Here is a 21,896-nt window from a genome sequence, read left to right as displayed (position 1 = left end):
CGTAGCGATAAGCTGCCACCGTGGACCTTCGGTATCCGTGCCCTTTACGCGCACTTGGCACGCCGGGTCCCGACCTGATCGGCAAATCCACCCAGGCCAGGAAGGAACACAGCAATGACCTTGGCAGGCAAGCTACTCATTGGCCAGCAGGCCATCACCGGCACTGGCGTCGCCATTCACGCCGTCAATCCGGCCACCGGCGAACCGCTCGAGCCGGCCTACGCCGGGGGCAGCGCCGCCGAGGCGCTCAGGGAGGGCAACCCGTTGGGCCGCAAGCGCGAGGGCTGAGCCGGACAAGGACCACAAGGACTGCGACAACGGGCCCATGGAGCGGCTCCTTGTGGCCCACACAAAGGTAGCGATCAGAGATAGAATTCTCTTCCTTTCTATGTTGAACATATCGTCCGTGTGTTTAACATATGCGGGTCGGTGAATGGGCTAATCTGCTACAAAGATGATTTCTTGACCTTGGTTAATTCACCCATGAGGGACTACGGGCTTTCTGCATGGCCCCGCCTTGGTTTATGTCGTATCGAGATCGCTGGAAGTCTCGCAGTGCTTCCTTCTAGGCCTTGTCTGATAAGCCGGCAAGCGTAGCTCTTGTCAGACAGACCGTAACTTTTCCTTCAGGTAAAGGCGTCAGACCTATGAGCAACCGTAAGATCACCCCCGATCAGCTCCGCTCACGCTGGTGGTTCGACAACCCCGATCATCCCGGGACCACGGCGATCTGCATCGAACGCTACATGAATTACGGCATCACCCTCGAGGAGTTGCGCGGTAACAAGCCCATCATCGGCATCGCCCAGTCGGGGTCGGACCTCACACCCTGCAATCGTCATCACGTCGAGCTGGTCAAGCGGGTCAAGGACGGCATCCGCGCCGCGGGTGGTGTACCGTTCGAGTTTCCCATGCATCCCATTCACGAGAACGTGCGCCGGCCCACCGCGGCACTGGATCGCAACCTGGCCTACCTGGGGTTGGTCGAGGTATTGCACGGCTACCCGCTGGATGGTGTGGTGCTGACCACCGGCTGCGATAAGACCACTCCGGCGTGTCTGATGGCTGCAGCCACGGTCAACATTCCGGCGATCGTGCTTTCCGGCGGGCCGATGCTCAACGGTTGGCGGGGCAGTAATGAGCGGGTCGGCTCGGGCACCATTATCTGGGAGCTGCGCAAGCGTCTGGCGGCGGGCGATATCGATTATGCGGAGTTCCTCTCGCGAGCCACCGACTCGGCGCCGTCCATCGGCCACTGCAACACCATGGGCACCGCTTCCACGATGAACTCCATGGCTGAATGCCTGGGCATGAGCCTGCCGGGCTCGGCGATCATTCCGGCGCCCTACAAGGAGCGCTCAGCGGTGGCGTATACCACTGGCGAGCGGATCGTCGACATGGTCTGGGAGGATGTGCGGCCACTGGATATCCTCACGCGTGAGGCCTTCGAGAATGCCATCGTCGCCTGCTCGGGATTGGGCGGCTCGTCCAACGCACCGATCCATATCATTGCCATTGCCCGCCATGCGGGTATCGAGCTCACCAATGACGATTGGCAGCGTCTCGGTCACAAGATTCCGCTGCTCTCCAACGTCATGCCGGCGGGCGCCTACCTGTGCGAGGAGTTCTACCGCGCCGGTGGTGTTCCGGCGGTGCTCAACGAACTATTGAAAGCCGGTAAGCTGCATGGCGAGGCACTGACGGTCAATGGCCGTACGCTGGCGGAGAACGTCGAAGGTCGCGAGACGCTCGACGAAGACGTCATCCGCCGCTACGACAATCCCATGCTCGAAGAAGCCGGTTTCATCAATCTCAAGGGCAACCTGTTCGATTCGGCACTGATGAAGACCAGCGTCATCTCCGCGAAATTCCGTGAACGCTACCTGAGCAACCCCGACGACCCGGACGCCTTCGAAGGGCGCGTGGCGGTATTCGACGGTTCCGAGGACTACCATGCGCGCATCGACGATCCCGCGCTGGAAATCGACGAGAATACCGTCCTGGTGATGCGCGGCGCCGGTCCCATCGGTCATCCGGGGGGCGCCGAGGTGGTCAACATGCAGCCGCCCGAGGCGCTGATCAAGCGCGGCATCGAGGACTTGCCCTGTCTGGGCGACGGGCGCCAGTCGGGCACATCGGGCTCGCCATCGATTCTCAACGCCTCACCCGAAGCGGCAGTCAACGGTGGCCTGGCGCTGCTGGAGACAGGGGATCGTATCCGCATCGATCTGCGCAAGGGCGAGGCCAATCTGCTGGTGTCCGAAGAGGAGATCAGACAGCGGCGCGAGCGTCTGGCATCGCAGGGCGGCTATATCTATCCCGACCATCAGACGCCGTGGCAGGAAATCCAGCGTGGCATGGTCGAGCAGCATGACCGCGGCATGACGCTGGAGCCGGCAACCAAATACCGCGACGTGGCGCGTCGTACGCCACCGCGCGACAACCACTGAACCGGGAGAGGCGCAGGGCGGCGCAGCGTGGCTCAGCCGAGTTCCACGCTGCGACCTAAAGACGTCTCGGGGCCCTCCAGGCCCAGTGCCTTGGCGGTTCCGGCGAGAACCGCCTGGGCGGCGCGAAAGGCGTCGCGCGGCTGGCGGGCACGGATACTCTCCATCAATCGACGGTGGCGTTCCAGGCTCTCGGCGGGGTCGTCGGTTCCGCTGACGTTGGACATCGATACCAGCAGGTAAATGGAGGGGCGCAGGATATGCGAGAGCTGTGCCCAGACGATGTTATGCGTCGCTTTGAAGATCGCTTCGTGGAAAGCCACGTCGTAGTCGCTATGCAGCCTGTGCACCTCGCTGCTGTCGGCGTGCAGGTTCTGGCCCATCCCCTCGAAGGCTTCCTCGATTGCGACCAGGTCGTGTGCGGTGGCGCGCTTGGCGGCAGTCATGGCGACATACGGTTCGACGTCCAGGCGAAAGGTCAGAATTTCCCGCTGAACGTTAGGGTTGGGCGCTGCGTAGCGGGTCATCCATGCGGTGACCTGCGGATCGAGGATGTTCCACTCTGAATATTCGCGCACCTTGGAGCCATGGCCCGAGATTCGCTCGATGATGCCGGTGTCGACCAACTGGCGCAGATCGCTGCGCACGGCGGAGCGGTTAATGGCGAACTGTTCGCAGAGATCGATCTCCTTGGGTACGAAGTCGCCGGGTTGGTAATGCCCGGAAAAGATGGTTTCGGCCAGCGCTTCGGCAACACTGGGCCGTCGGGAAGTCTTGCGTCGAGTGTCCTTCACAAATGCAACATCCGTTTAAGTTTGTTTCAAGCTGCCATAGGTTGAACATTTGAGCAACGCGGACGCCGGCCCAGACTGCATCGATGCGTCCCATACCCGACCAGGATTGCCGCGGCACAAGGCGCTTTGACACTCCTTGTCGGCTGCACCATCTTTGTTAGCACATTCGCGGTATGGCACATTTTCAAGGAGCCACCCATGAGCAAGGTGCTGGTCGTTTATTATTCCAGTTACGGACATATCGAAACTCTGGCCCAGGCCATTGCCGAAGGCGCGCGTGAAGGCGGCGGAACGCAGGTCGATATCCGTCAGGTCGCCGAACTGGTGCCGGACGAGCTGGCGCAGAAGTCCGGCTACAAGCTCGACCAGCAGGCGCCGGTACTCGACGATCCCAATGCGTTGAAGGAGTACGACGCGATCATCGTGGGCTCGCCGACGCGCTTCGGCAACATGGCCTCGCAGATGCGCAACTTCTGGGACAAGACCGGCGGACTGTGGGCCAACGGTGAGCTGATCGGCAAGGTCGGCAGCGCCTTCACTTCCACCGCCAGTCAGCACGGTGGCCAGGAAACCACGCTGACCTCGATCCACACCACGCTGTTGCATCACGGCATGGTCATTGTCGGGGTGCCATACTCCTGCCCGGCGCTGACCAATCTGGAAGAAGTTTCCGGCGGCACGCCTTATGGGGCCACTACCATTGCCGGGGGCGACGGGAGTCGTCAGCCCAGCGAAAACGAGCTGACCATTGCGCGTTTTCAAGGCAAGCATGTGGCGGAGCTGGCGGCCAAGCTGGCGCGTTAAGCATTCCCGAACGGCTGCTCGGTCTCGCCTGCAAGCCGCTACGGCTCAATGAGCGTCGAGCCGGATCCGGCTGGCGCCATTGCCGGCCGGTTCCACGCAGATGCGCACCGGGATGCGTTCGTGCATCTCCTGGACATGCGAGATCACTCCGACCTTGCGTCCCTGGGCTTGCAGACCATCCAGCGCATCCATGGCCAGCGCCAGCGATTGCGGATCGAGGCTGCCGAACCCCTCGTCGATGAATAGCGATTCGATCCTGAGCTTGCCTGACGCCATCGAGGCCAGCCCCAGTGCCAGCGCCAGCGAGACCAGAAAGGTTTCACCGCCGGAAAGCGAATGTACCGAGCGCTGTTCATCACCCATCTGCGTATCGATGACCAGTAGCCCCAGCGGACTGCCGCCGCGTACCAGGCGGTAACGTCGCGACAGGCCGGCAAGGTGGGTATTGGCGTGCTCCAGTAGCAGTTCGAGGTTGTACGCCTGAGCGATGCGTCGAAATGCCTTGCCATCGGCCGAGCCGATCAGCGAGGAGAGACGACCCCAGCGGCGGTGCTCGACCTGGGCCGCGTCGAGTTCCGTCTGCAGGGCTCGCATGGCTTGGCGACGGCGGTCATCGTCTCGCAGCACATGCAGGGCGTCGTCGCGCTGTTGCTGTGCCTGCCGCTGACGTGGAGCCAGTTCTCTCTCTTCGCGGGCCAGGGTGGTCGCCAGTTCACGCACTTGGGCCTCGCATGCTTCGGGTGTCTCGAGCATCGACACGTCCCGCAAGCTCCGGTGATGCTCGCTCAGCGTCGCCAAGCGCTCCTGCTCCAACAGACGGCTGTCGCGTAACGCCTGGTCGGCCTGGTCCAGCTGTTCGCGCAGTGCGGCTTGCGCGTCATCGTCCATGGCCAGCAGGCGTTCCAGCATATCGTCGTCGATGTCCGCATGCGCCTCGCGCCACGCCTGCAGGGTGGCGTCGAGCGATTCCCGCTCATGCCGGGTCGCAGCCTCATGGGCATGCATGTTTTCGAGTTGCAGGGTCAGGCGTTGGCACTGCTGGCGCGCATTGTCCAAGGAGTCCCGCGCTTGGTTCAGTTGCTGCTCGGCCTGTCTGACGTCATGCTCCAGGGCGGCACGCCACTGGGCAACATTGGCATGCGCACCGAGTCGCTGGGCCAAGATGTCGCGCAGGGTCCGTTGCTCGTCGCTCTTGGGGGGCAGGGCGGCGTCGAGCTGCGCGAGACGCTGGCGGTCGTGATCAGCTTGGCCTTCGAGTTTACCGATCTCCACATCGAGCGCTGCCAAGGCGTCACGCAGCGGCGCTTGGCGCTGCTGGTCGCGATCGAACTGCTCCAGTGCCTGTTGCTGGGCGTCGCGCTGTTGACAAGCGCAGGCGATCTGCTCGTCCAGCCAGGCCTGGCGTTGCCTGTCCTCCTGAAGCAGCAGTTCGCAACCGGCGGATAGCGACTCGAGCGCCTGCCGGGCACCGTCAGCGGCTTGCATGGCCTCTGTCAGCTGCGTCTCGCGCTGGGTCAACTGAGCGCTGAGCGCCTTGTAGCGAGCGGTGAGCTCCTGATGGGCTTCGCGAGCCGCTTGGAGCTGGCGGGCGATCTCTTCGAGCTGGCGATCTTCCTCGCGTTCGGTCTGCTCGAGTAGTTCCACCGCGGGCGAGGGAGGCGGCTGGTGGCGATAGGGATGCTCGAGGCTGCCGCATACCGGGCAGGGTGCGGCGTCTTCCAATTGGGCGCGTAGCTTCTCGACACTGGCGCTGCGCACGGCGCGCAGGCGCTCGAGGCTTTGGCGTAGCTGATGGTCATGGTGCTCTGCCTGCCTCAGCCGCTGCTTGGCGTGGCGGCCCTCTTCGACAACCTTCTGTCGGGCCTCGTTATCGTGTCGCTGTTGGGTGTTCAGCTCGGCCTGCTGTCGTTGTAGACGCTGCCAGTGCTGCCAGGCCTGGCGGGCGTCCTCCAACGCCATGAGCCGCTCCCGGGCACGATCCTGGGACTGTTGCAGTGCTTGCCGGTAATGTTCCGGCGAGGCGTGCTCACCTAGCCGGCGTTCCAGGCCTTCGAGTTCGATCCGCTGCCGGTCACGTTCGTCACGCCTGGCGGCAAGGCTCTGCCGGGTGTGTTGCGCGCTACGCGCCAGCTCATGGCGTTCTCCGCTCAGCGCGGTGATTTCCTCGGCCAGATAGTCGAGGCGTTGGGCTTGCTGGCTGGCGTCGTCGAGCTGCGGTTGCGCCTGTTGATGGGTCTGTCGGGCCTGGACAGTTCGGCGTTGGGTGCTGTCGAAAGCCGCCTGGGATTCGCGTTGCTGCTGTTCGGCGGTGTCGAGTGCACGACGTGTTGCGTCTCGCTGGGCGAGCGTATCGGAGAGCAGACGCTGCAGCTCGCGCTGGCGTACAAAACGCTGATGTTGCGGAGCTAGCGCCTCGAGCTGGCCACGTCGCTGGCGCTGATCGGCGAGGGCCGCATGCGCGGTTTCGGCTTGCTGTCGGTTGGCAACCGCGCTTTGCCAGCTGTGGCGAAGCTGGTGTTCCCGTTCGAGCCAGGCGCGACGGATTCCGAGATTGTCGGCCTGGATCTGGACGGCCTGCCAGGCGTGTTCAGCCTGCTCGACTGCCGCTTCCATGGCGGTACGCTGCTCGACGGTGGCGGGCAGTTCGCCTTCCAGGCGTGACTCGAGGCGCTTGATCACGTCGCTGGCATGCTTGGTGCGCTGATAGGCCTCGATGGAGATGCGCGAGTAGATGCCGGTATCGGTCAGCTTTTCGAGCAGATCGCTGCGGGCGTTGTCGTCGGCTTTGAGGAAGGCGCTGAATTCACTCTGGGCGAGCAGCACGGCTCGCGTGAACTGATCGAAGCTGAGCCCCAGTTTTTCGGGCAACAAGCGGTCGAATTCACGCTTCTGGCTGGTCAGTACCCGCGCTTCGGGCAGTGCAATCAACGCCTGCTCGGCGGCCTGCATGCGGCCTTCCGCCTTGCCGCGTGCGCGACGTACCGACCAGCGCGCCCGATAGGCGACGTCGTCGCGGCCCACGAAATCCACCTCGGCGTATCCCGATACGGTGCCCCGGCGCAGTAGGGTGCGAGGGTCGGCGGTGACCAGGCTCTCGGCGCCGACATCGGGGGACTGCGAGTCCCGCGTGGGGGCGTCGCGCAGGCGTGGGGTATTGCCGAACAACGCCAGGCACAGTGCGTCAAGCAAGGTGCTCTTGCCGGCGCCGGTGGGGCCGGTAATGGCGAACAGCCCGCTCTCCTGTAGCGGACCGCTGGCAAAATCCAGTTCATGTTCCCCGGCCAGCGAGGCAAGGTTCTTCAGGCGAATGGCGAGAATCTTCATCGGCCCGGGCCCTCTGCTTCACCATCCGCCGCATCGCTGTCGATGACCGTCTGCATCAGGTGGGCGAAATCCCGGCGGGTCGCTTCATCGGGCAGGCTGCCGTAGCTGTCCTGCCAGGCGCGTTCAAACAATGTCTGCGGCCCCAGGCTTTCCAGGCGCTGATGCGCGGGGGAAATGTCACCCTCGACGTGGGTATACTGCGACTGGATACGGATCAGGCGCACGGCCTGGCCGTCCAGGGCGCGCTCGATGCCGGCGCGCAGATCGACCCGCGGTGCGTCGAGCTGAACGCGCACTTCCAGCCATGGCCAGCGCTCGCGGGGCAGGGTCGTGTCGCTATCGAGCCCCTCGAGTTCGGCGAGTATCGTCTCGAGCGGGGCAGGGCCTACGCGCAGCATCTCGACGGCACGTGGGGTATGCAACACCTCGCAGTGGCTGAGGGCAGCGCCATCCAGCGTCACTTCGACGACCTGATGGGCATAGCCCGCTTCGGAGAAGTCCATGGGCAGTGGAGAGCCGCTGTAGCGAATGCGTGCCTCGCCAACCTGCTGGGGCTTGTGCAGATGCCCCAGCGCGACATAGGCGATGGCATCGGGAAACAGGCTGGCCGACAGTGATTCTTCACCGCCTATCACGATGGGACGCTCGCTGTCCTCGGAGACGGCGGCGCCGCGCAGGTGAGCATGACTCATGGCGACCAGCGCCTGATTTTCGCCGCGCCGCGCCTCGGCCGCCGCGATCAGTTGCTGATGAACCCGGGTGATGCCGGTCACGTAGTCGTCGCCGACCTCGCCACCGGTGACTTCCGCCGGGCGCAGAAAAGGCAGGGCGAGACACCAGGCGCGTACTTCGCCGCTGGCATCTTCCAACGGTACCAGCAGCCGCTCGGCGTCCAGCCGCCCGTCGTCGAGCCACACCACACGCCCCAGGGCGTGGGCCCGCAGGCGCCGGAGCAAAGGCCCCGGCAGTTCGATACGTGCGCCGCTGTCGTGATTGCCGGCAATCATCACCAACGTCAGGCGTGGCAGCCTTTCGTGGGCGGCGACGATGAAGTCGTAGAGCTGCTCCTGGGCCTTCAGCGAGGGATTGACCACGTCAAAGATATCCCCCGCCACCAACAGTGTGTCGGGCTGGCGCGACTCGAGCGTGTCCAGCAGCCAGTCGAGAAAGCGCTGATGTTCGTAGTGGCGGTCCTGGCCATGAAAGGTCTGTCCCAGATGCCAGTCTGCGGTATGGATTAGCTTCACGTTGGGCTCCCTGTCGAGCGTCTATTGTAACGGCTTGGGAAATAGGCGACATGCCCCACTTGAAGTGCATGGCATTCATGACTTGAATGAGAGGGACCAGGTAACGGCGCAAAGGGAGACGCATGACCGTACCACTACATGACTGGGCATTGGCGCCGCAGGAGGCGGTGGCCATGCAGAAGAAGCTCGCCCCACGTATCGAGCGCAGCGATCGTCTGGGCGAGGTGCGCCACATTGCCGGGGTGGATATCGGTTTCGAGGACGACGGTACCACGACCCGTGCGGTGATCGTGGTGATGACCTACCCCGAACTCGACATCGTCGACCGAGTGTTGCATCGCGAGCCCACTCGCATGCCCTACATTCCCGGTCTGCTGTCGTTTCGCGAGCTGCCGGCGGCGCTAGAAGCCTTCAAGCGCTTGAGTGTCATGCCGGATCTGATCATGGTCGACGGCATGGGCATCGCCCATCCGCGTCGGCTGGGTATTGCCGCCCATCTCGGACTATGGCTCGATCGGCCCACCATCGGTGTGGGCAAGAGCCGCTTGTGCGGCTGGCACGACGATGCGCCGCCGGCCAAGGGCGCCTGGACGCCGTTGCACGACCGGGTCCGCGCGGAGGATCCGGTCGGCTCCAGGGAGGCAAAGGAGATCACCATCGGTGCGGTGCTGCGCACCCGCGAGAAGATCAAACCTTTGTATATCTCCACGGGACACCGCGTGGGGCTCGACACGGCAGTGGACTGGGTGATGCGCTGCGTGACCCGTTACAAGTTGCCTGAACCGACTCGCCAGGCTGACCGCCTCGCTTCGCGACGCGGCGAGCACCGTGCGACCTGAAACGCTGGGGTGGGGTGTGTCCTGGATCGCAGCCGGAGGAATGCGTGGCCATTGCCTATGCAAGCCTGAATGACGAAGTACGGACCTGCATGCAGCAAGAGCTGCAGCGGGATATCGATGCGCAACGGCTCACGCTCAGTCCGCGGCTCAACCGCAAGGGTGTCGAACGCTGGCGGGAATTGTTGCGCGAGGCGGTGGATCATCACGACGATGCCTGGCTGGCCGCCGAAATCAGGGCACAGGGATTGCTCAAGCGTACCGAACCGCGCCGGAACCCCTCGGGAAACTACACGAATGCCCGTATTCCCAATACGGCTGCGGACACGCTGGCCGAGGGGGACTTCAACCGTTACTACGTGCGCGGGTTATGTCGCAAGGTGCTGGCCGAGGGGGGCCGGGATGTGGAAGTCTATCGCGGCAAGACGGTGGCAGCGCCTCGGCCCGAATCGCTGTTGATGCTGGGCAAGCGGCTCTCGGCCGAACAGCTGCTGAGCGCGCTGCGACACTCCTCCAGCGATGAACCGGTGCTCGGCGTATTGCTGGGTCCCAATTCGGGGTTGAGCGTCCGGCGCTTCTGAGCGTTTTCCAGACAGGGCCCTAGACGATATCCAGCCCCTGCTTGCGCGTCGGCGGAGGGAACGCTTCATCGAGGCGGCGCAGCTCGTCGTCGCTCAGGCGCAACTCGAGCGCGGCGGCGTTCTGCTCGAGGTGGGCGGGCTGCACCGCCTTGGGAATGGCGATCACGTCATGCTGGCCTTCGACCGGACGAATCACCCAGGCCAGCAGTACCTGTGCGGGTGTCACGCCGTGTTCAGCGGCGATGGCGCGAACGCTGGCGTCGTCCATCAGGCGCTGGCTCTCGCGGCCGCCCTGGGCGAGCGGACAGTAGGCCATGGTCGGCAGATGATGGCGGCGCTGCCAGGGCAGCAGCGCGTATTCGATGCCGCGCGAGCCGAGATGGTAGAGCACCTGGTCGGTGGCGCAGTGCTCACCGCCGGGCAGGGAATGCAGTGCCTGCATCTCGTCGCTGTCGAAATTGGACACGCCGAAGCGGTGGATCTTGCCCTGTTCCCGCAGACGCTCGAAGACCTCCAGCGTCTCTTCCAGCGGGATGCTGCCCGGCCAGTGCAACAGGTAGAGATCGATATGGTCGGTTCGCAGGCGCTTGAGACTGCGCTCGCAGGCGCTAATCGCGCTGTCGCGTCCGGCGTTCCAGGGGTAGACCTTGGAGACCACGAACGCCTGCTCGCGCCGCCCGGCCAAAGCCTCGCCGACCACTTCCTCGGCGCCGCCCTCGGCATACATCTCGGCGGTATCGATCAATCGCAGTCCCCGCTCCAGCCCTTGCTGCAGGGCACGAACCTCGTCGCGACGCGGGGCGTTGCCCTCGGCCATGTGCCAGGTGCCCTGGCCGATGGCGGGCACGCTGGCCGGTTCCGTACTCTCGGAGTCCGCCAGCGTTACGTGGGGGACCGTGTTTTTCTCCGGTGTCGCCATGCTGCACTCCCTGCAGAAGGTGAAGTCCCTTTCATGTTGGCCCGGCATGAGGATGCATTCAAGCCGCCGCGGGGCAGGCGTATACTCGTGCTTCTCGCTCTTTTCTCTTACCCTCGGCGCCGGAACCCGCTTCATGCCCGATTCTTCCTATCTTCAGGCCACCCGCGACTGGGTGCGCTCCTTCGTCGTGGCGCACAACGTCTGTCCCTTCGCGGGTCGCGAGGTGACGCGCGACAGCATCCGTTACGTCGCGGTATCGGCAGACCAGCCCGAAACGGTGCTGCTGGCGCTGATCGAGGAGTGTCGTCTGCTCGACGAGGACCCGCAGGTCGAAACCACACTGCTGATCCTGCAGGACGGCGTGGAGGAATTCGACGCTTATCTGGACCTGCTGGGCATGGCCGAGGCGCTACTCGCGGATCAAGGGTATGAAGGTGTCTATCAGCTGGCGAGCTTTCATCCCGACTATTGTTTTGCCGATGCCGAGGAGGACGATCCCGCCAACTATACCAACCGCTCTCCCTATCCGGTCCTGCACCTGCTGCGCGAGGCCAGCATCGAGCAGGCGCTGGCGCACTTTTCCCACCCCGAGCGCATTCCCGAAACCAATCATGTCCATATGCATCGGCTGGGCCGGGCCTTCCTGATGGCGCAGTTAAATGCCTGCCGGCGTTAGATGTCGGCTGCAGGGTGGCAAATATTGTCTACGCTGAGCAGTGAACGATGGTGAGTGCAACCAGCGATGCCCGTTACTACGGGATTCAATCTCACAAGGAGACGTCATGAGTATCCAAAAGCAAGGTTCCGCCGAATGGCAGGGCAGCCTCAAGCAGGGCAAGGGTACGGTATCCACCGAGAGCGGAGTGCTCCAGCAGAGTCCGTATGGCTTCAATACGCGTTTCGAAGGGCAGGCGGGTACCAATCCCGAAGAGTTGATCGGCGCGGCGCACGCCAGCTGCTTTTCGATGGCGTTGTCGATGATTCTGGGCCAGGCCGAGCTTGAGCCGGAAAGCATCAAGACTCAGGCCACGGTTTCGCTGGATCAGGACGACAGCGGCTTCACCATCTCCAAGATCCATCTCAAGACCACCGCCAGGGTGCCGGGTGCCGATCAGGCCACCTTCGATGAGTGCGCCCAGAAGGCCAAGGAGGGCTGCCCGGTCTCCAAGCTGTTCAAGGCCGAGATCACCTTGGATGCCACGCTGGAATCCTGAGCTTTTCCTGTCCTCTCTGCACATCATGCGAGCGCCTATATAAGGCGCTCGTAACGGTTCATGCTGTGCGAGGGTCGCCATTCGGTGCGTCATTCGAACGCAGTGAGGTGAAAACTCTCTCGCGACAGTCGTGCATCCTGCCAGGCGCCGAGCGCCGGGAAGCGTGTCTTCCAGTCGAGCTCCCCCAAGCGGAAACTCACGTAATCGAGCGCCACGCTGAGAATGATGTCGTCCATGGTCAAGTGGGCGTCGTCGGCATAGCGATGGCGAGGTGCCAACTCCTGCTCCAGAACGATCAGCAGCCGTTCGATCGCCGCCAGGCGTCGCCGGCCGAGGACACTGTCGTCTGCGGCCTTACTCTCATACTTGCGGGCGATCACCGTCTGAAACGCTGCGTCGAGCAGGCCCTGCCCCAGCCCTGCCAGCCTTAGCACCTGCGGCAGCTCGGTTTCGGGAAATAGCGCGGGGCCCGGGCCGAAGGCGTCCAGCATGCGCGTGATCAGCAGCGTCTCGGTGATTGCCGTGCCATCCTTGAGCACCAGTACCGGTACCTTGGCGACCGGTGAGACGGCGAGCAAGGCGGGATCGTTCTGCCACGGATCGACCCAGTGCAGCGTTAGACGCTCGCCGAGTTTCTTTTCCAGGGCTGCGATGCGGGCCACGCGGGCATAGGGGGAGGTTCGGTTGAGGAATAGAGTCAGGCTCATGATCAGGCTCCGTGGTGGTCGGTGACGGTATTACGGGAGGGTGGCGATGCGTGCGGTGCGCCGGCCCGACGGCCGAGCCAGAGCAGTATGGCACCCCATAGCAGCGAGCCGGCGGCCATGGGGAAGATCCATGCCGGCGTTGTCAGATGGGCATAGAGTGCGGCGAACAGATAAGCGCCAAGCGCCTGGGCCAGGGCGAACGATGCCGTGGCACGCCCCCACAAGGCAGGATGGCGCGTTGCACCGCCGAGTTCGTTCAAGCGGCCCGACGTCAGTGCCACGATGCCTGGGATCAGCGCGCCGACCCAGAACGAGGACAGCGATACGCTCCACAGGGCGGGCGTGAGTACCGGCAGCAGCACAGCGGTGCCCTTGGTGACGAAGGCCGCCATCAGGCTGCGATGCCAGCCTAGACGCGATGCCAGGGCGCCGGCGATGAATGGCCCGCATAAGGCGCCCAGCCCGAAGATACCCCACTGTAGCGCGCCGATACCGGCGGCATGCCCGAACTGATGCTCGATGGCATCGACCCAGAACAGGGTATGCGGGACGAAGCCGATGGCATCGAGGCCGTAGGCGACCAGCACCGCCACGACCGGCCAGCGCAGATGCCTGTCCAACGGCTCTGTCCGGCGTGGCCCGCGCGTCATCTTCGGCCGTTCGGCGACCGGCCATGGGCGCAGCGCCAACCACAAGGGCAGCAGGCTGGCCACGGCCAGTCCCAGCCAGACGCTGCTCAGGCCGAACGGCATCAATGTCGGCACCAAGGTGGCCGAGAGTACGATTCCCAGCCCGATCCCCAGAAACAGGCAGGGGCCGCCGCGCTTGCGTTCGGACTCGTGCATGGCGCCGAGCATGCTCGATGTGCCGACCACCATCAGCACGGCGCCGGCGATGCCGGCAATCAGGCGCCAGAAGGCGAACCATGCGAAAGGTGCCGGCCAAGCGCTGGCAACGAAGCTCAAGGCGATCAATGCCATGGTCACGCGAACGATGGTGCGGCTGGAGAAGCGCGCCATCAAGGAGGCGCTGCTTAAAGCGCCGAGCAGATAACCGAGCAGGTTGGCAGCACCGATGTAGCCCCCTTCGGCGGCATCGAACCAGCCCGCCTCGAGCATTTCGGGAAGCAGTGTGGCGTAGGCGAAACGCCCCAGTCCCAGGCCGGCGAAGGTCGACGCGGCACCGATGACAATCAGCCGCAGCGGGCCGGAGGAGTGAGAAGGGGAGTGCATAATGGTTCCTTGTGACGAAGGGCGCCTTGAGCATCGTTGCGGCTCGCCGGTGGCGCCACGCGGGCATGGCGGGCGCCAACGGACAACGATTCCCCTAACGTTTTAACGTCTCGTGCCGGCCGGGGGCAGACCACCTTGGTCTCACCCACGCTCTCCTACCCGCATTTTCGCGAGGTCACTCGCGCTCCAGGTAGTGCACGCTGAACAGCCCCTCGTCGTCGGCCCATTCGGCACATGAACGGAAGCCGGCGCGTCCGGCCAGGGCCTGAAAGCCCTCGATGCTGTACTTGTAGGAATTCTCGGTGTGAATGCTCTCGCCGGTTGCGAAGCGGAAACGCTCGCCGGCAACCGTGATCACCTGCGCCATCGTGCTGACCAGATGCATCTCGATGCGCGAGACGTCCCGGTTGAAGAAGGCGCGATGCTCAAAATGCGTCGGGTCGAGCTCGGCGTCGAGCTCACTGCGCAGCCGCTCCAGCAGGTTGAGATTGAATGCGGCCGTGACGCCTGCGGCATCGTTGTAGGCGGCTTCGAGAATCGCCGTGTCCTTGACCAGATCGACGCCGATGAGCAGACCACCGCCCACCGGTAGCAGCGGATGCAGCCGGCGCAGGAAGGCCTCCGCGGCCTGCGGGTCGAAGTTGCCGATGCTCGAGCCGGGAAAGAATGCCACCGGACGCTCACAGGCCATGTCATCGGGCCAGGCCAGGCGCTGCGAGAAGTCGGCACAGGCGGCATGCACCTCGAGCCAGGGGTAGTCGGCGGCCAGGCGGCGAGTACTGTCGAGCAGGAAGTCCCGCGAGATATCGATGCCCAGATAACTCGACGGGCGCATGGCCTCGAGCAGCAGACGTACCTTGCGACTGGCGCCGCTGCCCAGTTCGACCAGCGTCGCTTCCCGCCCCGCCAGTGCGGCGATGTCATCGGCCGCCTGGCCGAGGATGGCCTCTTCGGTGCGCGTCGGGTAGTACTCGGGCTGGATGCAGATCGCGTCGAACAGCTCGGAGCCGCGCTGGTCGTAGAAGAACTTGGGCGAGGCGTGCTTGGGCGTGGCCCGCAGCCCGGCGAGAATCTCGTCGCGCATCGAGTTGGCGGCCGGCGTCGAGTGCAGGTCGTGGAAGTGCACGGCAAGCGTCATGTTCAGCTCTCCTTGGCCAGGCGGAAGCCGGAAAAGGCCCAGCGCGCGTGCGGCGGGAAGAAGTTGCGATAGGTGGCGCGGATATGATCCTCGGGCGTGGCGCAACAGCCGCCGCGCAGCACCATCTGTCCGGACATGAACTTGCCGTTGTATTCGCCGAGGCTGCCGGGCAGCGGCTTGAAGCCCGGATAGGGACGATAGGCGCTGCCGGTCCACTCCCAGACATCGCCGAACATCTGCTGCGGATGCCCCAGCGCTGCGCTGGCGGCGACCGGTTGCAGGTGGTCGCGTTCGACAAAGTTGCCCTCCACGGGGACGTCCTGAGCCGCGACCTCCCACTCCGCCTCGCTGGGCAGGCGTGCACCGGCCCAGTGCGCGTAGGCATCGGCCTCATAGAAACTGACGTGGCACACCGGCGCATGCGGATCGACTGGCGTGAGGCCGCCCAGCGTCATGTGGTGCCAGATACCGTCACGCTTTTCCCAGTAGAGTGGCGCGGTCCAGCCCAACTGATGGATCAGGCTCCAGCCGTCCGACAGCCACAGATCGGTGCGTGAGTAGCCGCCGTCCTCCATGAAGGCGATGTACTCGCCATTGGTCACCGGACGGCTGGCGAGCTGGAACTCCTCGACATACTCGCGATGACGCGGTGTCTCGCAGTCGAAGGCGAAACCGGCGCGTGCCGTCTCGGCAATATCGAAGCCGACGTGACGCACGCCACCGGGGTAGGCGTGCCAGGCAAGGGGCTCGGCGGCATGCTCGGGCGGTGGGGTCAGGTCGCGACGATAGACGGGATGCAGCGGGTTCTGGGCGAGGATGTGCTTGATATCCATCGCCAGCAGTTCCTGGTGCTGCTGTTCGTGGTTCAGGCCGAGGATGACGCGGTGAACGATCTCGTCGATATGTTCGGCCGGCGGCCGCTCGAGCAGTTCCGCCATCGCCGCATCGATGTGCGCACGATAGCGGTAGACGTCGTCCACCGTGGGCCTTGAAATCAGCCCGCGATTGGCGCGCGGAAAGGGCTTGCCGTGAGTTTCGTAATAGGAGTTGAAGAGGAAGTCGTAGGCGGGGTCGAGCGTCTTGTAGTGCTTGAGAAACGGGGTGAGCAAAAAGGCTTCGAAGAACCAGCTGACGTGAGCCAGATGCCACTTGGGCGGGCTGACGTCGGGCATGCTCTGCACCATGTAATCTTCCTTCTCCAGCGGGGCACAGAGTCTTTCCGAGGCGGCGCGGACGCGCTGGTAGGGGCGCAGCCACTCCTTGGTGTGATGGCTGTCGAGGGTTTCGGTTTGCAGTTCCTGTGCGAAGTGGGACATGTTCGGGCTCCTGTCTCGATGGCGAAACACAATGGCGAAGCTGCAGGGGAGATCACTCAAGCGTAGCAGCCCGCTCCAGAGCGCAAGTGTCGTCCGGCCCATTTTGGGTAAAGCTTTGTTATCCGTCGCTGACGATGAAGGTGTCGTCGCCGGAGGGATCGCGGCCGTAGCGAGGCGCTGGGGCGAGGATTACGGCTACGGCGAAAGGCGACTTGACTTCGGTGCGCTGACGCGGTGCGGCAAATCTGTTAGCCTGCGAGCCGCGCTACGCGATGTCCGACATACCTTCCCCTAGGGCGAACATGTGCGGCGCTGGACACTTCATAATACGACTCCACGATAAAGAACGTTCATTATGTCAAAACCTCACGATCCCGACGCGGCGCCGTCTCGCCCGCTGTCCCGGGGCGACGTCAAGGTGCTGTCGCTGTCGGCCCTGGGCGGCGCGCTGGAATTCTACGATTTCATCATCTTCGTCTTCTTCGCCACCGTCATCGGCCAGCTGTTCTTCCCGCCGGAGATGCCGGAGTGGCTGCGCCAGATCCAGACCTTCGGCATCTTCGCCGCCGGTTATCTGGCGCGCCCGCTGGGAGGCATCATCATGGCCCATTTTGGCGATCTGCTGGGGCGCAAGAAGATGTTCACGCTGTCGATTTTCCTGATGTCGATTCCCACCCTGATCATGGGCATGTTGCCTACGTACGAGACGATAGGCTATCTGGCGCCGCTGGCGCTGGTGGCACTGCGCATCCTGCAGGGTGCGGCGGTGGGTGGCGAGGTACCGGGTGCCTGGGTGTTCGTCACCGAGCATGTCGATCGGCGTCATGTCGGGTTTGCCTGCGGCTCGCTGTCGGCCGGCCTGGTGGCGGGCATCCTGCTCGGTTCACTGATGGCCACCGCCGTCAATGCCGCCTTCACGCCGCAAGAGTTGGCCGGTTACGCCTGGCGCATTCCGTTTCTGGTCGGCGGCGTATTCGGCCTGCTGGCGGTCTATCTGCGTCGCTGGTTGCACGAGACACCGGTATTCGCCGAGATGCAGGCCCGCAAGGCCCTGGCCGAGGAACTGCCGCTGAAGACTATCCTGCGTGAGCATCGCGGCGCCATCGTACTGTCGATGGCAGTGACCTGGATACTCACCGCGGCGGTGGTGGTGGTACTGCTGATGACGCCGGCACTGCTGCAGAAGGCCTATGGCCTCGATGCGGTCAGCACCATGCTCGCCAACAGCGTGGCCATCGTCTGCGTGATCATCGGCTGCCTGGTCTCGGGCAAGCTTGCCGACATCATCGGCGGGGGGGCGACCATCGCATTGTGGAGCGTGCTGCTGGGGGCCACCTACTGGATCTTGCTGAGCACGGTGGATCAGCAGCCGGATCTGCTGATGCCGCTGTACGCCCTGGCCGGTTTCGGGGTGGGCATCGTCGGTGTGGTGCCGGGGATTGCCGTCAAGTCATTTCCAGCCGCGGTGCGTTTCACCGGACTGTCGTTTTCCTACAACGTGGCTTATGCCATCTTTGGCGGTTTCACGCCGATCGTTGTATCGCTGCTGATGAGCCTGCATCCGTTGACACCGTCGCTGTATGTCGGTGCGCTGAGCGTGATGGGGGTTGGCATCGGACTGTTTCTGATGCGCTCGATCCGGGGCCAGCGGCTCGCCGAGATGCCCGGCTAAGCGAGCAACTTTTACGCCATGCGCTTGTCTGAGTCGAAGGCAACCGAGACCGAGGAGGGCGCATGAAAACGCGTAATTTCGTGCACAAGCATGCCATGCATTATCAGCGTAGCAAGACCTTCGCCGACAGGAAGAAGCTGGCCAGGAACGGCTACCGTAAACACAAGGGGGGAGCTGAAAAGCTCCCCCCTTCGCATTGCGGGCCTGCGCTAATGGTCGCGCCTCGCTAACCGGTGGCATCCCTGTCGGCCCCCAGACCTTGGCGCACGTGTTCGGCCAGGCCCAGGCCGGCTTCGTGCATCGTCAGGTAGGTCTGGTTGGCACCGGCCTCGCGGATCGCCTGCGCTTCATCATCATAAAGGCTGTGCGCGACGATGGTGCCGGTGAACCCATGGCTACGCAGTTGTCGGGCGGCGAAGATCTTCGACTCGGCATCGGGCAACGACAATACCACGGCTCGGATCCGTCGCATGTCGATGGAGTTCCAGAAACTGATGTCCTCGCCGTCGGCATACACCACCTGACGGTCGTGGGCTTTATGCCATTCGACTCGGCTGGGATCGGCATCGATACCCAAGGCCGGCGTGGCATCCTCGCGGAGACGGTCATAGGTGGCCGTGCCGGTGCGCCCCATGCCGATGACCAAGACCTGGGCATTACCCAGCGAGGCGGGCTGCTCGTCGGGATGCCAGGTGTGCGCCTCGAAGCGTACCAAGTGGGGTTCGAAGCGCGCGAACAGCTGATGGGCATGGCGTTGCAGGGGAGAGGCCACCAGAAACGACAGCGCCACAGCGAGCGCCAGACCCACCAGCGCATCGGGGACCAGCGCCGCCGCCACGATCAGCCCGAACTCGCTGTAGCTGGTGAGGTTGAGGGCGGCCTGGAAGGCGTTGCGTGCGCGCAGTCGAAACAGGATCAGCAGCAGGAAGAACAGCATACCCTTCAGCGGCAGCAGGGCGACGAACGCCACCGCGAAACCCAGCGATTGCCAGTCGGGTAGCCCCGACATACCGATCTTGAGAAAGAAGCCGACCAGAAACAGCTCCTTGAGCGCCCACAGCGATTTGCCGATCTCCTGGGCGCGGGGGTGCTGGGCAACCAGCGCGCCGAGCAGCAGTGCGCCGACTTCACCGGAGAGCCCGAGTGCCCCGAACCCGGCGCCACCGATCACCACCGCCAACACCAGCCCCAGCAACAGCAGCAGCTCGTCGTGGCCGCTGGCATCGATCAGACGATGCATCACCGGGCGCAACAGCGGCAGTCCCAGCAGGCACAAGGCCCAGGGCGAGGGGATCTGGCCGACGGAGAACGCCAGCACGAACAGGGCGATCAGGTCCTGAATGATCAGGATACCGATCGTCACCCGGCCGTGAAAAGCGCGCAGTTCGCGCCGCGCCTCCAGGTTCTTGGCCGACAGCACGGTACTCGAGAAAGCCAGAGCGATGGCCAGCACGATGGCATTGGTCCAGTCAACGTCCCCCAGCCAGTGCAGCCCCGGCGCGAATACGCCGACGGTGACGACGAAATGGAGCAGCCCGCCGCCGATGACCTCGGGCTGCACCAGGCTCTTGAGCTTGAGTTTGAGCCCCACGCTGAACAGCAGCAGCAGTACGCCTAGATGAGCGACATGATCGAGGATCTCCGGCGTCGAAGGCGGCAGGGCCAGCATGGCGCCGAGCGGGTTGATCAGAAAGCCCGCCGCCAGGAAGCCGATCAACGCGGGCAGACCGAAGGCGCGCGCGATCAGGCCGAGAACGAAGGCGAACGACAGGCAGATGACTTCCAGCATGGGCGCGCTCCAGGATTCGCACGATGAATGGGGCTCGGTACGAGGCAAGACCAAGCCAGCGCGTGCGGTTTTACCCTATTACGGCACGCGGGGCCAGACTGTGCGGCCGGGGCTCGGCCGCTCCCGAAGGGAGGCCGGCGGTCAATCCCCCGAGCCGCTTGCCTCGGAGGCGGCCTCGGCCATCCGGGGTGGCGCGCAATACTCACGGGAAGCCTGTACCAGCGCGCGGATCAGGCGTTGCTGGGGGCGGTTGAAAATCAAGAACTCGGGATGCCATTGCACGCCGATAAGAAAGGGATGCTGGCGGCTTTCGATACCCTGAACCAGCCCTTCACGATCGCGGGCGACCACCGTAATACCCTCACCGGGGCGGGCCACCGCCTGGTGGTGCAAGCTGTTCACCCGGCACCAACTGACGCCGAGAATCTCGTACAGACGGCTATGACGGGCGATATCGACGGTCTTGCGCGGCAGTACCGTGCGCCGTTTCTTGACGTGCTGGTAAGTGGTGTAGATATCGCTGACCAACGAGCCGCCCAGGTAAACGTTGATGATCTGCGAGCCGCGACAGATCCCCAGCACCGGGCAGCCGCCGGGCACGAAGCGGTCGAGCAGCTCGAATTCCAGCGCGTCGCGTTCCGGGTCGACGCGCACGTCGAGCTCCACCTCGCCCCCATAGAGCTGGGCGCCGATGTCATCGCCGCCGCCGACCACCAGCCCACTGAGGCCTTCGGGCACGGGGCGTGACGGCGACAGGCGCACCGGCTGTCCGCCGGCCCGGCGCACGGCCAGCCAGTCGCACCACCAGGCAATCCGGCTCTTGCGATCCGAGGTTGTGATACCGATCAAGGGACGCTGACTCATTCGTTCATCCATCTCCGCAGCTTGTCCAGCCAGTGCGTCATTGACGACTGAGTGTGATGCACAATGTACGCTCTCGATTGGTCCGCGAGGCGTGACGGGTCGGCGGCAAGACGCTCCACCTCGACCCAGCGATTCCACTCGTTTACCGCACCCCAGCCGGGTTCCGAGAGCTGGGCATTGGGCAGGCGATAGTGGAAGGTCGGCCGCGGCTTGACCAACTCCTCATGCAGCAGAGGGTTGGACGAATCGGGAACGAGATGCGCGAACAAGGGAAACATGTCCAGTTCGCGGTTGCGGGTCGGGTTGTATTCCAGATAGTCGGCGATCAGTGTGTCGAGATCCGGCGTATAGGCCGCTGCCAGTACCTTGAGCGCATAGGGCTTGGGAAATGGGTTGGCATGCGGCAGCACCTCGCGGGTGATATCGATATGAATCTCATCGCGCAGCCAGGCGGCCAGAATCAAATAGGCACGCAGGTGCGCGAGGATACTGGCCGGCTCTTCGCTGGGCACCTGTGGATTGAGATGCAGCCCGAACCCGTAGAACACGCTGGCATCGGTGCCCTTGGCGTTATGCTTGCGCAACGCCTCGAACAGGCAGTCCAGTTCGCCCAGTTCGTTCCAGGGCACCGGTGGTGTGACGACTTCCGTCGGCACCAGGCCGGCCACCATGTCGCCGATCCACTCGCGGGTCTTGGTATGCAGTTCGACGCGCATCTGGTTGGCGGAGGCGGAGACCGAGCCGGGAACCGCCTCGGCCTGGCGGATGACCGCCTCGTCGGGGTGCACGTATTTGCTGTCGAGCTCGATGGTGAACTTGCCCCAGCGCGTGCCTTCCACCAGCATGCGGTGCGGACTGACAGGCACTACCTTACCGCCGAACAGATCGACGACAAGGCTCGCCGCCAACACTGGCGACAGGCCGGCAAATTCGATTTCCACCCCGACCCGTCGCAGGTCACCTTCAGGCGTGTAAGGTTGTGGAGGCGCCAAGGGTACCAAGAGTAACCTCC

The 21,896-nt window shown here is 64.0% G+C and carries 20 protein-coding genes; 9 read left to right on the top strand and 11 right to left on the bottom strand.

Annotated features, from left to right (window positions below; translation table 11 throughout):
- The first annotated feature begins 114 nt into the window (after window positions 1-114).
- Both ACW4DH_RS13555 and ACW4DH_RS13550 read left to right on the top strand, forming a co-directional pair.
- Complete coding sequence (locus ACW4DH_RS13555) at window positions 115-288, top strand: hypothetical protein (protein WP_459636931.1); 174 nt, start codon at window positions 115-117, stop codon at window positions 286-288.
- A 359-nt stretch (window positions 289-647) separates the two neighbouring features.
- Complete coding sequence (locus tag ACW4DH_RS13550) at window positions 648-2,450, top strand: IlvD/Edd family dehydratase (RefSeq protein ID WP_459636924.1); 1,803 nt, start codon at window positions 648-650, stop codon at window positions 2,448-2,450.
- Between the two features lie 32 nt (window positions 2,451-2,482).
- Here the strand turns inward: ACW4DH_RS13550 and ACW4DH_RS13545 are convergent, their stop codons facing one another.
- Entirely contained in the window at window positions 2,483-3,241 is a 759-nt protein-coding gene (locus ACW4DH_RS13545; RefSeq protein WP_459636923.1) for a FadR/GntR family transcriptional regulator, read from the bottom strand.
- Window positions 3,242-3,439: 198 nt separating this feature from the next.
- On the opposite strand from ACW4DH_RS13545, the gene wrbA reads away from it, so the two are divergent.
- Window positions 3,440-4,045, top strand: coding sequence for an NAD(P)H:quinone oxidoreductase (wrbA, locus tag ACW4DH_RS13540; protein ID WP_459636922.1), 606 nt, complete (start codon window positions 3,440-3,442; stop codon window positions 4,043-4,045).
- 45 nt (window positions 4,046-4,090) lie between these two features.
- Here the strand turns inward: wrbA and ACW4DH_RS13535 are convergent, their stop codons facing one another.
- Together ACW4DH_RS13535 and ACW4DH_RS13530 are read right to left on the bottom strand one after the other, a co-directional pair.
- On the bottom strand, window positions 4,091-7,369 hold the full coding sequence (locus tag ACW4DH_RS13535; RefSeq protein WP_459636921.1) for an AAA family ATPase: 3,279 nt from the start codon (window positions 7,367-7,369) through the stop codon (window positions 4,091-4,093).
- Window positions 7,366-8,616: an exonuclease SbcCD subunit D C-terminal domain-containing protein gene (locus tag ACW4DH_RS13530; protein ID WP_459636920.1), complete on the bottom strand. Its 1,251-nt coding sequence runs from the start codon at window positions 8,614-8,616 to the stop codon at window positions 7,366-7,368. Before ACW4DH_RS13530 ends, ACW4DH_RS13535 begins: the two co-directional genes overlap by 4 nt.
- Window positions 8,617-8,738: 122 nt before the next feature.
- Here ACW4DH_RS13530 and nfi point away from each other — a divergent pair, with 122 nt between their 5' ends.
- Window positions 8,739-9,455 (top strand): deoxyribonuclease V, encoded by a 717-nt coding sequence (gene nfi / locus ACW4DH_RS13525; RefSeq protein WP_459636919.1) that lies wholly within the window; start codon window positions 8,739-8,741, stop codon window positions 9,453-9,455.
- A 44-nt stretch (window positions 9,456-9,499) separates the two neighbouring features.
- A complete protein-coding gene (locus tag ACW4DH_RS13520; RefSeq protein WP_459636918.1) occupies window positions 9,500-10,033 on the top strand; it encodes a hypothetical protein in 534 nt (177 codons plus the stop codon).
- Between the two features lie 19 nt (window positions 10,034-10,052).
- On the opposite strand, the gene ACW4DH_RS13515 is transcribed toward ACW4DH_RS13520, so the two are convergent.
- Window positions 10,053-10,952 carry an aldo/keto reductase gene (locus ACW4DH_RS13515; protein WP_459636917.1) on the bottom strand — a complete coding sequence of 300 codons (900 nt, stop codon included), beginning with the start codon at window positions 10,950-10,952 and terminating at the stop codon, window positions 10,053-10,055.
- Between the two features lie 133 nt (window positions 10,953-11,085).
- Here ACW4DH_RS13515 and ACW4DH_RS13510 point away from each other — a divergent pair, with 133 nt between their 5' ends.
- Window positions 11,086-11,628 (top strand): DUF1415 domain-containing protein, encoded by a 543-nt coding sequence (locus ACW4DH_RS13510; RefSeq protein WP_459636916.1) that lies wholly within the window; start codon window positions 11,086-11,088, stop codon window positions 11,626-11,628.
- Window positions 11,629-11,734: 106 nt separating this feature from the next.
- Window positions 11,735-12,166 (top strand): OsmC family protein, encoded by a 432-nt coding sequence (locus ACW4DH_RS13505; RefSeq protein ID WP_459636915.1) that lies wholly within the window; start codon window positions 11,735-11,737, stop codon window positions 12,164-12,166.
- 89 nt (window positions 12,167-12,255) lie between these two features.
- On the opposite strand, the gene ACW4DH_RS13500 is transcribed toward ACW4DH_RS13505, so the two are convergent.
- The 4 genes from ACW4DH_RS13500 to egtB form a co-directional block, all read right to left on the bottom strand.
- Complete coding sequence (locus ACW4DH_RS13500; RefSeq protein WP_459636914.1) at window positions 12,256-12,873, bottom strand: glutathione S-transferase family protein; 618 nt, start codon at window positions 12,871-12,873, stop codon at window positions 12,256-12,258.
- 2 nt (window positions 12,874-12,875) lie between these two features.
- Window positions 12,876-14,105 (bottom strand): YbfB/YjiJ family MFS transporter, encoded by a 1,230-nt coding sequence (locus ACW4DH_RS13495; protein WP_459636913.1) that lies wholly within the window; start codon window positions 14,103-14,105, stop codon window positions 12,876-12,878.
- A 175-nt stretch (window positions 14,106-14,280) separates the two neighbouring features.
- Window positions 14,281-15,243: an L-histidine N(alpha)-methyltransferase gene (gene egtD / locus ACW4DH_RS13490; protein WP_459636912.1), complete on the bottom strand. Its 963-nt coding sequence runs from the start codon at window positions 15,241-15,243 to the stop codon at window positions 14,281-14,283.
- Window positions 15,244-15,245: 2 nt separating this feature from the next.
- Complete coding sequence (gene egtB, locus ACW4DH_RS13485) at window positions 15,246-16,559, bottom strand: ergothioneine biosynthesis protein EgtB (protein WP_459636911.1); 1,314 nt, start codon at window positions 16,557-16,559, stop codon at window positions 15,246-15,248.
- 355 nt (window positions 16,560-16,914) lie between these two features.
- Between egtB and ACW4DH_RS13480 the strand changes: the two genes are divergently transcribed.
- Window positions 16,915-18,231 (top strand): MFS transporter, encoded by a 1,317-nt coding sequence (locus ACW4DH_RS13480; RefSeq protein ID WP_459636910.1) that lies wholly within the window; start codon window positions 16,915-16,917, stop codon window positions 18,229-18,231.
- 62 nt (window positions 18,232-18,293) lie between these two features.
- Window positions 18,294-18,461, top strand: a complete 168-nt coding sequence (locus ACW4DH_RS13475; RefSeq protein ID WP_459636909.1) for a DUF7230 family protein — start codon at window positions 18,294-18,296, stop codon at window positions 18,459-18,461.
- On the opposite strand, the gene ACW4DH_RS13470 is transcribed toward ACW4DH_RS13475, so the two are convergent.
- The 3 genes from ACW4DH_RS13470 to ACW4DH_RS13460 all read right to left on the bottom strand — a co-directional run bounded on the left by ACW4DH_RS13470 (window position 18,458) and on the right by ACW4DH_RS13460 (window position 21,885).
- Entirely contained in the window at window positions 18,458-20,020 is a 1,563-nt protein-coding gene (locus ACW4DH_RS13470) for a cation:proton antiporter domain-containing protein (protein ID WP_459636908.1), read from the bottom strand. The two genes, ACW4DH_RS13475 and ACW4DH_RS13470, sit on opposite strands and share 4 nt — an antisense overlap.
- A gap of 141 nt (window positions 20,021-20,161) precedes the next feature.
- Complete coding sequence (locus ACW4DH_RS13465) at window positions 20,162-20,884, bottom strand: gamma-glutamyl-gamma-aminobutyrate hydrolase family protein (RefSeq protein WP_459636907.1); 723 nt, start codon at window positions 20,882-20,884, stop codon at window positions 20,162-20,164.
- Window positions 20,881-21,885, bottom strand: a complete 1,005-nt coding sequence (locus ACW4DH_RS13460) for an amidoligase family protein (RefSeq protein WP_459636906.1) — start codon at window positions 21,883-21,885, stop codon at window positions 20,881-20,883. The genes ACW4DH_RS13465 and ACW4DH_RS13460 overlap by 4 nt, the downstream gene beginning before the upstream one ends.
- Window positions 21,886-21,896 lie beyond the last annotated feature (11 nt).

The sequence above is a fragment of the Halomonas sp. WWR20 genome (genome assembly GCF_054602495.1).
The sequence above is the reverse complement of the archived record's forward strand: the minus strand, read 5'-3'. Positions and strand labels throughout refer to the sequence as shown.